Annotated in this window: 13 protein-coding genes; 6 read left to right on the plus strand and 7 right to left on the minus strand. The window is 69.7% G+C overall.

The features are described from left to right. The 3 genes from I6U14_RS14800 to I6U14_RS14810 all read right to left on the minus strand — a co-directional run. Positions 1-1,306, minus strand: a 1,306-nt coding sequence (locus I6U14_RS14800) for an efflux RND transporter periplasmic adaptor subunit (RefSeq protein ID WP_296900287.1), incomplete at its 3' end; no start/stop codon positions are given. 81 nt (positions 1,307-1,387) lie between these two features. Then, the gene (locus I6U14_RS14805) at positions 1,388-1,792 is read right to left on the minus strand and encodes a hypothetical protein (protein WP_296900288.1); all 405 of its coding nucleotides are present in this window, start codon (positions 1,790-1,792) and stop codon (positions 1,388-1,390) included. Positions 1,793-2,013: 221 nt separating this feature from the next. Then, positions 2,014-2,817 carry a TSUP family transporter gene (locus tag I6U14_RS14810; RefSeq protein ID WP_296900289.1) on the minus strand — a complete coding sequence of 268 codons (804 nt, stop codon included), beginning with the start codon at positions 2,815-2,817 and terminating at the stop codon, positions 2,014-2,016. Between I6U14_RS14810 and I6U14_RS14815 the strand changes: the two genes are divergently transcribed. Then, positions 2,810-3,520, plus strand: a complete 711-nt coding sequence (locus I6U14_RS14815; protein ID WP_296900290.1) for an HAD hydrolase-like protein — start codon at positions 2,810-2,812, stop codon at positions 3,518-3,520. The two genes, I6U14_RS14810 and I6U14_RS14815, sit on opposite strands and share 8 nt — an antisense overlap. A 104-nt stretch (positions 3,521-3,624) precedes the next feature. Here I6U14_RS14815 and I6U14_RS14820 read toward each other — a convergent pair whose 3' ends face one another. Next, entirely contained in the window at positions 3,625-3,849 is a 225-nt protein-coding gene (locus tag I6U14_RS14820) for a hypothetical protein (protein WP_296900291.1), read from the minus strand. A gap of 16 nt (positions 3,850-3,865) precedes the next feature. Further along, a complete protein-coding gene (locus I6U14_RS14825; RefSeq protein WP_296900292.1) occupies positions 3,866-4,798 on the minus strand; it encodes a VOC family protein in 933 nt (310 codons plus the stop codon). Between the two features lie 146 nt (positions 4,799-4,944). On the opposite strand from I6U14_RS14825, the gene I6U14_RS14830 reads away from it, so the two are divergent. Then, positions 4,945-5,100 (plus strand): hypothetical protein, encoded by a 156-nt coding sequence (locus I6U14_RS14830; RefSeq protein WP_296900293.1) that lies wholly within the window; start codon positions 4,945-4,947, stop codon positions 5,098-5,100. 37 nt (positions 5,101-5,137) lie between these two features. Here I6U14_RS14830 and hrpB read toward each other — a convergent pair whose 3' ends face one another. Together hrpB and I6U14_RS14840 are read right to left on the minus strand one after the other, a co-directional pair. Continuing rightward, positions 5,138-7,678, minus strand: a complete 2,541-nt coding sequence (gene hrpB / locus I6U14_RS14835; protein WP_296900294.1) for an ATP-dependent helicase HrpB — start codon at positions 7,676-7,678, stop codon at positions 5,138-5,140. 111 nt (positions 7,679-7,789) lie between these two features. Further along, the gene (locus tag I6U14_RS14840; RefSeq protein WP_296900295.1) at positions 7,790-8,965 is read right to left on the minus strand and encodes a transglycosylase SLT domain-containing protein; all 1,176 of its coding nucleotides are present in this window, start codon (positions 8,963-8,965) and stop codon (positions 7,790-7,792) included. A gap of 178 nt (positions 8,966-9,143) precedes the next feature. Between I6U14_RS14840 and I6U14_RS14845 the strand changes: the two genes are divergently transcribed. The 4 genes from I6U14_RS14845 (at position 9,144) to ssb (ending at position 12,558) form a co-directional block, all read left to right on the plus strand. Next, entirely contained in the window at positions 9,144-9,920 is a 777-nt protein-coding gene (locus I6U14_RS14845) for a methyltransferase domain-containing protein (protein WP_296900296.1), read from the plus strand. After that, positions 9,913-10,368 (plus strand): ribonuclease HI, encoded by a 456-nt coding sequence (rnhA, locus tag I6U14_RS14850; protein WP_296900297.1) that lies wholly within the window; start codon positions 9,913-9,915, stop codon positions 10,366-10,368. The genes I6U14_RS14845 and rnhA overlap by 8 nt, the downstream gene beginning before the upstream one ends. Before the next feature lie 238 nt (positions 10,369-10,606). After that, entirely contained in the window at positions 10,607-11,998 is a 1,392-nt protein-coding gene (locus I6U14_RS14855) for an MFS transporter (protein WP_296900298.1), read from the plus strand. A gap of 77 nt (positions 11,999-12,075) precedes the next feature. Next, entirely contained in the window at positions 12,076-12,558 is a 483-nt protein-coding gene (gene ssb / locus I6U14_RS14860) for a single-stranded DNA-binding protein (protein ID WP_296900299.1), read from the plus strand. Positions 12,559-12,569: the final 11 nt, after the last annotated feature.

Here is a 12,569-nt window from a genome sequence, read left to right on the forward strand (position 1 = left end):
GGCGGTGCCCCCACGCCTCGCGGTGGCCCGGGGGCGCGGCGTCGGGCTCGGCGAGCCGCAGGAGGCTGGCCTGGAGGTGGGACTCGGTGTGGAGAAGGAATGGCCCGGAGACGAGCGCCGCACGGCCGTGCTCCAGGCCGGAGAGAATCTCCACCGCCGCGCCGCGCGGCATGCCCGGCACCACGGCCACCGGCGGGAAACGGCCGCCGCCCAGCGCCAGCACCACGCTCTCGCGCTCGCCGGTGACGATCAGGGCCTGGCTGGGCACCTTCAGCACATCGCGCTTGGGGCCGCCGTAGATGACCACGTCGGCGAACATGTTGGGCTTGAGCGCGAGGTCCGGGTTGTCGAACACCAGGCGCACCTTGAGGGTCCGGGTGTCTGGATCGAGCTCCGGATATAGGTAGTCCACCTTGCCCTCCCAGGTGCGCCCCGGGCGGGCGGGGACGGTCATCTCCGCGGAGAGCCCTTCGCGCAGCCAGTCGATCTGGTGCTCGTAGATGTCCACCATGACCCAGACCTGACTCAGGTCGGCGATGGTGAACATCTCGCTCGTCTCGGTGACGTACATGCCGTCGCGGGCGGTCATTTGGGTGACGATGCCGTCAATGGGCGCGCGCACCGGGATGCGGTTTCGAGGCTCGCCGCTGCGCTCGATCTCCCGGATGATGTCGTCCGGCACGTCCAGCAGCCGGAGAATGTTCCGGGCCTTGTCCTCGCTGACCCGGCGCTGGGTGCCGCTTCGTTCCTGCGCCAGCAGGAAGTCGACCTGGGCGGACAGGATGTCCGGCGCGTACAGCTCCGCCAGCCGCTGACCCGCTTGCACCGGCTCGCCCTCGGCGCGCAGGTCCAGTGACTCGATCCAGCCGTCGGCACGCGGATGCACATGGGCGAGCCTGGTCTCGTCGTACTCGATGCGCCCGACCGTCTTGATGTACTTCCAGAGCGTGCCGCGCTCGGCCTTGGCGGTGCGCACGCCGAGGGTCTGGATGACCGCCGGCGTCAGCGCCACCTCCGGGCGCTTGCCCGTCATCGGATCCATCATCTTCTCCACCAGATCCATGCCGCAGATGGGACAATCGCCGGGCTCGTCCTTGATGATGTTCGGGTGCATGGGGCAGACGTACTTGGGGTCCATGTGCTTGGCCGCGTGCTCCATGGCCGTGTCGTCCACCACAGCGGCGAGGTCTTCGCTCGGCGCGGAGGTGCCGTCGCACCCTGTCAGGATCAGCAAGGTCAGCGGTAACACCGCGACTAAACGGCCATCGTGGGCAGCGCTGGGGCGGCGCCGGTGGGTCGGGGACATGTCTTGTGCTCTCCGGTTTGGGGCTGCGCAGCGTTGCGCAGGCCCCGTTCGAACGGGTGCCGGCAAGTGCCGGCGGCTCGATCAGCCGGAGATGGATCGCGGGGGGCGCAGCAGACCGTCCGGGCAGCGTGAGCTGAGGTGGATGGCCGGCGCCGGCGTTGGCGGCGCGGGTGCCGCGTGCGCGAGCAGCTGGGCCTGGACGCCGACGAGATGCCAGCCGCCGGCAACCTTGCCGAGGTTGCATTTCTGGCAGGGCTCGGCCGCTGCCGCGTCCGGCGTGTCGCCGCCGGCGGGGGTGACCGACGCCGCATCGCCCGATGCGGCCTGGGTCATGAAGCCGCTGAGGTGAGGGCAAGCGCCGGTGGCGGGCACCGACCCGTCAGGCTGGGCCTGGTGGATACAGCCGAGCGCATTCGCCGCAAACAGCTGCAGGTTCAGCAGCAGCACGCAGGCCACGGCGGCGAGATGTCGGCGGTTCTTGCCCATGACGGCAATGTGAATGCTTCGCGCCTGCTGTGCAAGTGCCGGTGACCAACCTCATCACAGCCAAGGCGCTGCGGCCCGTGGAGGTGGCGAATCGATCCCCGCAAGGAAGCCGCTCCCACGCCGTGCGAGGCACTGTGGGAGCGGCATCCCTGCCGCGATGCTACAGGCCGCGTGCGCAGCCAGATCCATCGCGGGAAGGATGCCGCTCCCGCGGCAGGCACTCACTGCGCCGCTGTGCCGGCCTGCGCGCTCGGCGTAGCAGCCTCTTTCGCTTCGAAGCGCTCCCACAGCAAATGCGCCGACACCGCCAGCGACATCGCCACCAGCACCGGGCGCACCAGCCGGGCGCCGTGGCGCAGCACCAGGTGGGCGCCGAGCCAGCCGCCGATGAATTGCCCGACGGCCATGGACAGCGCCAGCGCCCACACCACGTGGCCGCCGGCGATGAACAGGAGCAGCGCCGCCAGGTTGCTGGTGAAATTGAGGAGCTTGGCATGGGCCGTGGCGCGCCGCAGGTTGTAACCCAGCAGCGCGACAAAACCCATCGCAAAGAAGGTCCCCGTGCCGGGGCCGAAGAAGCCGTCGTAGAAGCCGACACCGGCACCGACGGTGAGCGCGAAGGTGGCGTCGCCGATGCGCCGGCGCGAATCCAGGTCCGACACCCGCGGCGAGAACAGGAAGTACAGCGCAAAGCCGATGAGCAGCACGGGCACCAGCCCCGCAAGCAGGTCCTTCGCCAGCACCTGCACCGCCAGCGCGCCGGCGGCGGCCCCGACGAAGGTGCAGCCCACGGCGAGGGCCGCCCCGCGCAGATCGATGGCCCCGGCGCGCACGAAGCGCGCCGTCGCCGCGAAGGAGCCAAACACCGACTGCGCCTTGTTGGTGGCGAGCGCCTGCACCGGCGTCACGCCGGCCCACAGCAGCGCCGGCACCGTCAGCAGGCCGCCGCCGCCGGCCATGGCATCGATGCCGCCGGCCACCAGCGCAATGGCGAACAACACGAGCGCGAGCTCCAGCATGTCCATGGCTTTGATGAAACCGACTGACGAACGGATGGGTACGGAGCTGCGCGAGCCCCCGGCGGCAATACGCTGGCGGCTCGTGATCTTCGACTTCGACGGCACCCTGGCGGACAGCTTTCCGTGGTTTGCGGAGGTGCTGAACGACGTGGCCGCGCGCTGGCGCTTCCGCCCGGTGGCCGAGGGGGATACGGAGCGGCTGCGTGGAGCCAACGCCCGGGAGATCCTACGACATTTGCAGGTGCCCGGCTGGAAGGCGCCGCTGGTGGCCCGGGACCTGCGCCGGCGCATGACTGCGGACATCCACCGCATCCAGGCCTTCCCGGGAGCCGAGGCCCTGCTCCTGCAGCTGCACGCCGCCGGGCTGACCCTGGCCATCGTCACCTCCAACAGCGCCCACAACGTGCGGGCCGTGCTCGGGGCGCCGGCGCTGGGTGCTGTCCGCCACTTGCAGACGGGCGTCTCCATCCATGGCAAGGCTGCCCGGTTGAGGCGCCTGTTGCGGAGCGCCGGTGTGAACGCCGAGACAGCCGTCTATATTGGTGATGAGCTGCGTGACATCGAAGCGGCGCGGGCCGCCCGCATCACCGCGGCCGCGGTCACTTGGGGCTACAACCGGGCCGATGCGCTGCGCGGGGCGCAACCGGACTTGGTCTTCGAGCGCATTGAGGACCTCGCGTCCTGTCTCCTCGCGCGCAATCGCGCTTGAGTCGTCGATGATTCGGACGCAGGCCGCGTTGTTGGTTGCAGCAGTGCTGGCGATGTCGAGCACACATCAGGTGCTGCGCACGCGGTGACTTGGCGTGGATGCGCTTACAGCCAGCGCCCGAGGTGGACGCCCGTGTTTACGCTGACCGGTCCCAGATCGACACTCGGGCCGGCGATGCCGACACTGCCGTAGATGCCGCCGCCGCTGCAGCCGGCGAGCAAAAGGCACAGGAGCGCGGCACAGCAGAAGCCGAAGCCGCGCAGCACAGAGCGCCGGCTGCAAGGGCCGGGGCGGGCACGGCAACCGGCGGAGAAAGTCTTGGCGGTCATGATGTCGGTCTCCATGTTAGCGCGCGCTGGTGTCGGTGTTTGGGACCGAGTCCCAGCTCTGTACCAAGAAGCCCGCGCCCGTTGGGTCGTTCAGCATCGCCACCTCGCCGCCGAGGGGGTTCTCCCGCGCAGCTAAAAGCACCCGGCCGCCGAGTCGCTCGGCAGCGGCTGCGGTGGCGCTTGGATCGGCAACGCGCAGGTAGGCCATCCAGGTTTCTTTCATGTCGGCGACGGGCTTCGGACGCACACCGACGCGCGGCTGACCATCGGCGACCAGATACTGATAGCCGCCCGAAGCCGCCGTACCGGTCTCGAATGCCGGCACCAGCTGTCGATAGAAGGCGAGCGCGGCATCCGGGTCTGCGGACCAGACCTCGTTCCACAGCCAAGTCCCAATGCTGGGCGGGCGATCAGGCGGGTCTGCCGTCCGCCCCTCGAGCAGCGTCACCACCGCCCCCTGCGGGTCGCCGATGACAGCGACATGCCCGCGCTGGGGAATATCCAACGGCGCCTGGAATACCTCGCCGCCGGCGGCGCGTACCGTGGCCACGGCCGCATCCACATCCGCCACCGAGAGCACCGGAATCCAACGCGAGACATTGACGTCGGCGTCCATGCCCCGAGCGTCCACCAGCCCGCCGATGCCGCGGCCCTCGTGCTCGATCACCGTGTAGCTCTGCCCGGCACCCAGGTCCACGTCGCGGAAGGTCCAGCCAAACAGCTCACCGTAGAAACGCCGCGCCGCCGACGGATCCTTCGTCAGCAGATCGTGCCACACCACCTTACCCGGCAGACGTGTGGTGCCGCCAGCGGTGTCGATCGGCGGGATGCGCGCCGGGTCGACAGTGCTGCAGCCGCTCATCGCCGCAACCGAGGCGAGAAGGGCCACCAGTACTCCGACCGAGAGGCCGATAGGACGCCGGCGTCGGCTGGCTCTGACATGCATCATGGGCTGTGCTGCTCCTGCTGTGCTGATTGCAGACTCACGGCTTCTACCAGCTCAGGCGGTGCATGTCATGCGCTGCCTGGCGGCATGAAGCTTGATGTCAGCAGTTCGTGGACAGAAGCGGGAGGAGCCCATGACCATACCGGCGATTGATCCCGCACGGCATCGATGGGATTCCGGCGCGGCGGCAGAGGCGAATCGCGGTATTTGAGACGCTTCAGGGCTTTGCTGACCGGCTGCTCGCCGCGGCCGTCGGCGGATTCTGCGGCTTCCTGGACGGTGCGCCGCGGCAGGCGTTCAACTGAACGGCTCCGAGATGCTTGGGTGCACGATCGGTACGCCTCACCCTAGGTGACGCTTGAGCCCGCCCTTGACGGCTGGTGACGCCGCCGGGTCCTCTGGCCAGTGGTGCTTTGGGTAGCGCCCGCGCATCTCTTTGCGGACTTGCGCGTAGGCGCCACGCCAGAAGCCGGCCAGGTCGCGGGTCACCTGCAGCGGCCGGCCGGCGGGGGAGAGCAGGTGCAGCGTCAGCGGCTGGCGGCCCTGCCAGATGGCCGGGGTGTCGGCGGCGCCGAAGAGTTCTTGGAGAGGTGCCTTCAGCACAGGCTCGCCCGACGGGTCAGCGTAGTCGACGGGCCGCTCGGTGCCGGCTGGGGTCATGACCTTGGGCGGCGCCAGCGCGTCCAGGCGCCGGGCGCGCTCCCAGCCGAGCAGGCCGCGCAGTACCTCCAACAAGTCCAGGGCGCGGGCGTTGGCGAGCCGGGTCTTGCCGGTGAGCCAGGGGCCGAGCCAGGCGGCCGGGGTGGGGGGGGGGGGGGGGTGGGTGGTGGCCGGCCGGGGGCGGGGGGGTGCGAGCCGCGGGGGCGGGGCGGCGCGGGCCGGAGGCTGGCGGGCGGCGGTGGGGCAGGTGAGGGTGGTCGTCAGGTCGCGCGCCACCGCCGCGAGCAGCAGAGCGAGCACCGTATCGCTATCGGTGATGGCGGTGGGCTGGGAGGCCAGCACCAGTGCGTCGAGTCGGGTCTCGCGGCGGGCGCTGACCGCCTCGCGCGCAGCGTCCCAGTCCAGTCGCTCGTGGGTGTGGATGGCGCCTGCGAACAGGGCCTCGATCTCTGCTCGCGCGATGGCCAGTGCGGCGCGGATGCGGTGGTCGCCGCTGGCGGCGTCGAGATCCGCGATCACCAGGTAGTCCGCCGCCGCCAGCGAATCGTCCGGCGGCAGCCGGGCACCGCTCCCGTGGCTGAGAAGGAAGCGCCCATCGCGGCCGCGATTCTGGGCGATCCGATCCGGGTAGGCCAGGGCGAGCAGGGCGGCGGCGGAGGTGGCCGCGTCGGCTGTGTCCGACCGGAGCTCGGCCGAGTCCGTCAGCAGGCGCCCGAGCTGCGCGGCCGCCCGCTCCACCGCGGCGAGGCGGCGGCGGTCGAATCCGGCCAGGGCGGACGTCCGTCGCGCCTTGTCCCGATGTGCCGTCAGCGCCGCGAGCCGGGGTGCAAGGTCCGCGGGGCGTGGCAGTCCGTCGCCGCCGAGCCAGGGGTCGCGCTCCGAGAGCAGCGCTGCGACGTCGCACGCAAGCGCTCTCGCGCTGGCTGGTGCCCGGCACAGCATGACCGCGAGCCTGGGGTGGGTCGGCAGCGCCGCCATGCGCCGGCCGAGCGGCGTGATATTCGCGTTGGCGTCGAGGGCGCCCAGTGCTCGCAACAGATCGACGCCGCGCGCCCAGGCTGCAGCCGGCGGCGGGTCCAGCCAGCTTAATGCATGTGGCTCTGACACGCCCCAGAGCGCCAGCTCCAGCACCAGCGGGGTCAGGTCGGCATCCAGGATCTCCGGCGGGCGTTGCGCGGGACGTCGGCGGTGGTCGGCCTCGGTCCAGAGCCGGATGCAGTGGCCCGGACCAAGCCGTCCGGCGCGCCCGGCCCGCTGCTCGGCGGAGGCCTGGGCGATGGGCTGGGTGATGAGCCGCGTCATTCCGGGGCCCGGCTCGAAGCGCGGCTTGCGGGTGAGGCCCGAGTCCACGACAACGCCGATGTCCTCGATGGTGAGGGAGGTCTCGGCGAGGTCCGTCGCCAGCACCACCCGGCGGGGGCCGCCTGACCTCGGCCGCAGTGCCCGTTCCTGCTCTGTGAGCGACAGGCTGCCGTGCAGCGGCAGCACCTCGACGCCCGTCGGCTCGCCCAGGTCCGCGGCGACGCGGTTGATCTCGGCGACGCCGGGCAGGAAGCAGAGTAAATCCCCCGCATGCTCCGCGAGCGCCGAGCGAACGGCGGGGGTCATAGCGGCGACGGGGTCCTGCGGTGTCTGCACCAGGTGATGGACGATCACCGGGTGGCTGCGGCCCGCGCCGCTGATCACCGGTGCGGGCGCTGCGGCGCTACCCAGGAGCGCGGCGATGCCGGCAGCATCCAGCGTGGCCGACATCACCAGGATGTGCAGGTCTTCGCGCAGCGCGGCCGCATCCAGCGCCAGGGCCAGACCCAGGTCGGTCTGGAGGCTGCGCTCGTGGAACTCGTCGAAGATGAGCAACCCGATGCCGCTGAGCTCCGGGTCCGCCTGGATACGGCGGGTGAGGATGCCTTCCGTGACCACCTGAATGCGGGTGCCCGGGCCGATGCGCCGCTCGAAGCGCACCTGAGAACCAATGGTGTCCCCAACGGACTCGCCAAGCACCGCTGCCATATGGGCGGCGGCCATGCGTGCGGCGGGGCGCCGCGGCTCGAGCATCAGGATGGCGCGATGGCGCAGCCAGGGCTCATCCCGCAGCGCCAGCGGTACGCGGGTGGTCTTGCCGGAGCCTGTGGGGGCTGTGAGCACCGCATGGCCCGCGGCCAGCGCGGCGCGCAGCTGCGGCAGCACGGCGTCAATGGGCAGTCGCTCGTCGGCGGAGGGCATCAACGCAGGCTTAGGCGTGCAGCTGCGCCTTCACGCTCAGCACGCGTAACCCGCAGCCTCAGCATGTCGCCCGCGGTATCGGCACCGCGGACGGTAATGGTAGGCGACCGATCAGCTGTCGCCGGAGCGGCTTCGGCGCCCGTCGGCGATGCTGGGCCCGCCGAGCTTGCCGGCCTTGGCCAAGGCGCGGCGCAGCTTCTCGCCGTTATTCACGGGCACCAGCAGGCGGTGCGGGCCATGGGCAGGGGTGCGGCCCAGCTTTAGGCCCGGGTTCAGATCCCTCAGCGTTTGCACGGAGACGCCCGCATGGCGTGCGGCCTCGTGCAGGTGGATGGTACTCGTGGCATAGACCACGTCCAGCGCCGGGCCGTTCGGCAGCTTCGGCAGGCGCATGCCGTACCGCTCGGGCTCTTCCACCAGCTCCAACACCGCGAGCAGCTTGGGGACGTAGTTCTCGGTCTCTGCGGGCAGGCTGCTCAGCGCCCAGAAGTCGCGGGAGCCGTTGACGCGCATGGCCCGGCGTACGCAGCCCGGGCCGCAATTGTAGGAGGCGAGCGCCAGCGCCCAGTCCCCGCCCATCTCGGTGTGGAGCTGCTTGAGATAGCGAATCGCCCCGCGGGTGGCGGCCAGTACATCGTTGCGGCCATCATAACTACCATTCTGCGCGAGCCCCATCTCCCGTCCGGTATAGGGCATGAACTGCCACATGCCGGAGGCGCTCTTGGGGGAGACGGCACGCGGGTTGTAGCGACTCTCGATTTCCGGCAGGAGCGCCAGCGCCGTGGGAAGCCGGGCGCGCTCGAGCTCCTCGACGATCAGATGCAGGTAAGGACGCGCACGCCGGTTGAGGTCGGTAAGATACGTAGGATTGCTCGCGAGGCGCTGCGCCGCTCGGTCCACGCGGGTGTGATGGCGGATGCCGAGGCTGGGGCCACGTCGGACCCGCTCCCAAAGGTCGTCACCGCCGTAAGCGGATTTGCGTGCGCCGCGGCCGATGATTTCAACATCCTTGGCCGGACGGACGTAGCCGTACTCCAGTGCCGATACGGCATGGGGCTCGACTCCCGCTATCCGCCCGCTGTCGGGGTTGGATGCACAGCCTGGGAGTAAACAGGCGAGGGCCGGGATCAGTAACAGCAGCACCGGCGGGAGGGTCCGCCTTGGACGCCGAGGCTTGGCGTTGGAGACGTCCGCGGCGCGTCGTGCCTCGGGGTGGTGCGGCTGAAGGTGGGCTGCGGCGGAGCCGGGATGCCCGTCTTCGATGCAGTTCGGTTTCACAGGCAACATGGCAAACACTTGATCGGCTGAAGAGGTTGATGTGCTTAGTTATTGTTTTTGCGCCATCCTGAGTCTACGGGATTTCCCTGAGTAATGCCATGCCCAAAAACCATCATGAAGGACCGGCTGTCGTTTCAGTGTTCTGGCTGAGGCCCATCGCCGTTCACGGGATGCCCTCGCGTACCCCATGAGGCCCTGCGCGCACCAGCCAGCCGGCGCGCTCACGACGCTCGGACATTGGTATCGGACCCCGCTCGGTCGCTATGTCGCACACGCAGAGGCGGTGTGTCTGGAGCGGCTGCTGGCCGACAGCTTTGGCCATTACCTGGTGCAGTTCGGCGCTCAAGCGCAGTTCGCCGAAGCCATCGGCACCTGTCGTATCCGCCTCCGCGTGGTCCTGGGGGAGGGCGTGGACGCGGATGTCGCCCAGGGTGCCGGCATCCGCGCGCTGCCCCATGCCCTGCCGCTGGAATCCGCGAGCGTCGACGCGGTGGTGCTGCCGCACACGCTGGATTTCATCGCCGAGGCGCCGGATGTGCTGCGTGAGGTAGAGCGCGTGTTGATTCCCGAGGGCCGGGTGGTCATTTTCTGCTTCAACCCTTTGAGTACCTGGGGCCTGACGCGCTGGTGGCCCCGGCGCAGTGACCGCCGGCGGGTGCCCTGGTGCGGCGCGCAGCTCACGCCTTTCCGCATCGGCGACTGGCTGCGCCTGCTGGGCTTCACGCAAGAGACGCGAGAGATGCTGGTCTTCCGCCCGCCTGTGCGCCGGGCACAGTCGCCGCGTTTGGACTGGCTGGAGAGTGCGGGCGCGCGCTGGTGGCCAGTGCTCGGCGGGGTGTTCGCGGTCCGGGCGGTCAAACGGGTGCCTGCGCAGACGCCGCTGCGGCCGGCCTGGCGGGCGCCGCCGCCGCTATTGCCGGGGCGCCCGGCGGAGCCCACGGTGAGGCGAGAGCGCAATGGCTGACGCGGGCAGGCAGGGAGCAGCGGCGCCCGTAGAGGTCTACACGGACGGCGCTTGCAAGGGCAACCCGGGCCCGGGTGGCTGGGGTGCCCTGCTGCGCTGGGGACCGCATGAGAAGGAGCTCCGCGGCGGTGAGCCCGGGACCACCAACAATCGTATGGAGCTGATGGCGGTGATCCAGGCCTTGGAGGCGCTCACCCGGCCGTCGCGCGTGGTTGTGCATGTGGACTCCCGCTACGTGCAGGATGGCGTCGAGCGCTGGATGCCCCGCTGGAAGCGCAACGGGTGGCAGACCCGCGAACGTAAGCCCGTGAAGAATCGGGATCTGTGGGAGCGCCTGGATCGCGCCCTGGCGAGGCACCAAGTGAGCTGGCGCTGGATCAAGGGCCACAGCGGCCATCCGGAGAACGAGCGCGCGGATCGCCTGGCGAACCGCGGCGTTCCCAAGTGAGGATCGAGGGTGAGGGCCAAGGGGCGAGCCGGAGCTCGAGCCCTCGCGTCCAGCCTGAATGGAGCACTGACGATGCGCACCGCAGAGCGGCGGTCCTGGTCGGCCCGGCGCGCTCCGGCCGGTGAGCGCGAAGCTGATACCATACTGCGATGGTAAAGAATCGGCCGACGCGGCTTGCGCTGACCACGCGCACCCGCGCCGGCCACAACAGACATGGTCTCCAGCAGAGGACCTCGACTTGTCCAGATCCGCCCCAGGTCGCGCCGAGATTCCGCCATTGAACGCCCTGGAACGGCGCGCCGCCGGCGGTCTTGCAGCCATTTTCGCGCTGCGGATGCTGGGGCTCTTTATGATCCTGCCGGTGTTCGCGCTCTATGCGCATGACCTCACCGGCGCCACGCCGCTGCTGGTAGGGCTCGCCATCGGCGCCTACGGTCTGACTCAGGCCCTGTTACAGATCCCGTTCGGGCTGCTGTCCGACCACATCGGCCGCAAGCCCGTGATCTACGGCGGGCTCATACTCTTTGCGCTCGGCAGCGTCATCGCCGCCACCGCAGATGCCATCCAGTGGGTCATCGTCGGCCGGGCGCTGCAGGGCAGCGGGGCGGTTGCCGCGGCCATCATCGCCCTGACCGCAGACCTCACCCGCGAGAGCGTGCGCACCCGCGCCATGGCGGCCATCGGTATCAGCGTGGCCCTATCCTTCGCGGCGGCATTGGTGCTTGGGCCGCTGCTGGGTGAGGTTATCGGCGTGTCCGGCATCTTTTGGCTCACCGGTGCCCTTGCACTGGTGGGGATGGTGATCCTGGCCCGGCTGGTGCCGTCGCCCGCACACTCGGCGACCCATCGGGATGCCCAGCCGGTGCCGGATCAACTGGCCGGTGTGCTGGCGGACGCCACCCTGCTGCGGCTCGACGCAGGCATCTTCCTACTGCACCTGACCATGGTCAGCCTGTTCGTGGTGCTGCCCCTTTCGCTGGCCGAGGCGGGTCTGGCGGCGGCCCGGCATTGGCAGGTCTATCTGCCTGTGGTGCTTGCGGCCATCGTGCTGATGGTGCCCTTCATCATCGCTGCCGAACGTGCCGGGCGGGTACGCCCGGTGCTGTTGGGCTCAGCGGCCGCGCTGGCGGCGGCGCTGCTCGGCTTCGCGTTGGCCCCCGCGGGTATTTGGACCCTCGGCATCCTGCTGACGGTCATGTTCACCGTGTTCAACCTGCTGGAGGCGGTGCTGCCGTCGCTGGTGTCCAAGGCCGCGGGCGCCGGTGCCAAGGGCACGGCCATGGGTGTGTTCGCGAGCGCACAGTTCACCGGCGCCTTCCTCGGCGGCCTGTTGGGCGGGCTCGCGCACGAGCGCTTCGGACCGGAGGCGGTCTATCTCGTGGGTGCAGGTGCGGCGCTGGCGTGGCTCGCCGTTGCCGCAACATTGCGTCCGCCAGGGCAGCTGATGACGCACCTCCTGCCCCTGGGCCCGCTGCCGGCTGCGGCCCTGCCGACGCTGCGGGAGCGGCTGCTGGCGGTACCGGGTGTGGAGGAGGCCGTCATTGCCGTGGATGAGGGCGTGGCCCACCTCAAAGTGGACAATCGCCGGGTGGATTGGGCAAGATTGACGGCCGCTGCGGCGGAGGTCTGAGTCAATACAGGTCCGACAACCGCCCAGCATCCCGTATCGATCAGTGCGCGCGTTTGACCGCGCCCCGGAGTGTCGGCATGGCCCGCAGCGGTATCAACAAGGTGATCCTGATCGGCAACCTAGGTGCCGATCCTGAGGTGCGTTATATGCCCAGCGGTATGGCGGTTGCGGGTCTAAGGCTCGCGACCAGCGAGAGCTGGAAGGATAAGACGACCGGTGAACCGCAGGAGCGCACCGAATGGCACCGGGTATCCATATTCGGCAAGCTCGGGGAGATTGCAGGCCAATACCTGCGTAAAGGCTCCAAAGTCTACATCGAAGGCAAGCTTCGCACCCGCAAATGGCAGGGCCAGGACGGCCAGGACCGCTATACGACAGAAGTCGTCGTAGACATGGAAGGCACTATGCAAATGCTGGACAGTCGGGGTGGCGGCGGCCAAGGCCCGAGCTACGGCACGGGCCAGCAGCAACCGGAGCGGACCCAGGAGCCCGCCGCCGGCGGCGCGCCCGACGGCAACTTCCCCGGCGACTCCGGCTTCGACGACGATATCCCCTTCTGAGCCCCCGGAGC

Origin of the sequence: Thiohalocapsa sp., assembly GCF_019695415.1 — a bacterium.
Lineage (GTDB): Bacteria > Pseudomonadota > Gammaproteobacteria > Chromatiales > Chromatiaceae > Thiohalocapsa.

Coding starts and splice junctions, on each gene's coding strand:
- I6U14_RS14810 (WP_296900289.1), bottom strand. CDS start 2,817: ATGGACATGCTGGAGCTCGCGCTCGTGTTGTTCGCCATTGCGCTGGTG.
- I6U14_RS14845 (WP_296900296.1), top strand. CDS start 9,144: ATGAGGCCCTGCGCGCACCAGCCAGCCGGCGCGCTCACGACGCTCGGA.
- rnhA (WP_296900297.1), top strand. CDS start 9,913: ATGGCTGACGCGGGCAGGCAGGGAGCAGCGGCGCCCGTAGAGGTCTAC.
- hrpB (WP_296900294.1), bottom strand. CDS start 7,678: ATGCCCTCCGCCGACGAGCGACTGCCCATTGACGCCGTGCTGCCGCAG.
- I6U14_RS14825 (WP_296900292.1), bottom strand. CDS start 4,798: ATGATGCATGTCAGAGCCAGCCGACGCCGGCGTCCTATCGGCCTCTCG.
- I6U14_RS14815 (WP_296900290.1), top strand. CDS start 2,810: ATGTCCATGGCTTTGATGAAACCGACTGACGAACGGATGGGTACGGAG.
- ssb (WP_296900299.1), top strand. CDS start 12,076: ATGGCCCGCAGCGGTATCAACAAGGTGATCCTGATCGGCAACCTAGGT.
- I6U14_RS14820 (WP_296900291.1), bottom strand. CDS start 3,849: ATGACCGCCAAGACTTTCTCCGCCGGTTGCCGTGCCCGCCCCGGCCCT.
- I6U14_RS14840 (WP_296900295.1), bottom strand. CDS start 8,965: ATGTTGCCTGTGAAACCGAACTGCATCGAAGACGGGCATCCCGGCTCC.
- I6U14_RS14805 (WP_296900288.1), bottom strand. CDS start 1,792: ATGGGCAAGAACCGCCGACATCTCGCCGCCGTGGCCTGCGTGCTGCTG.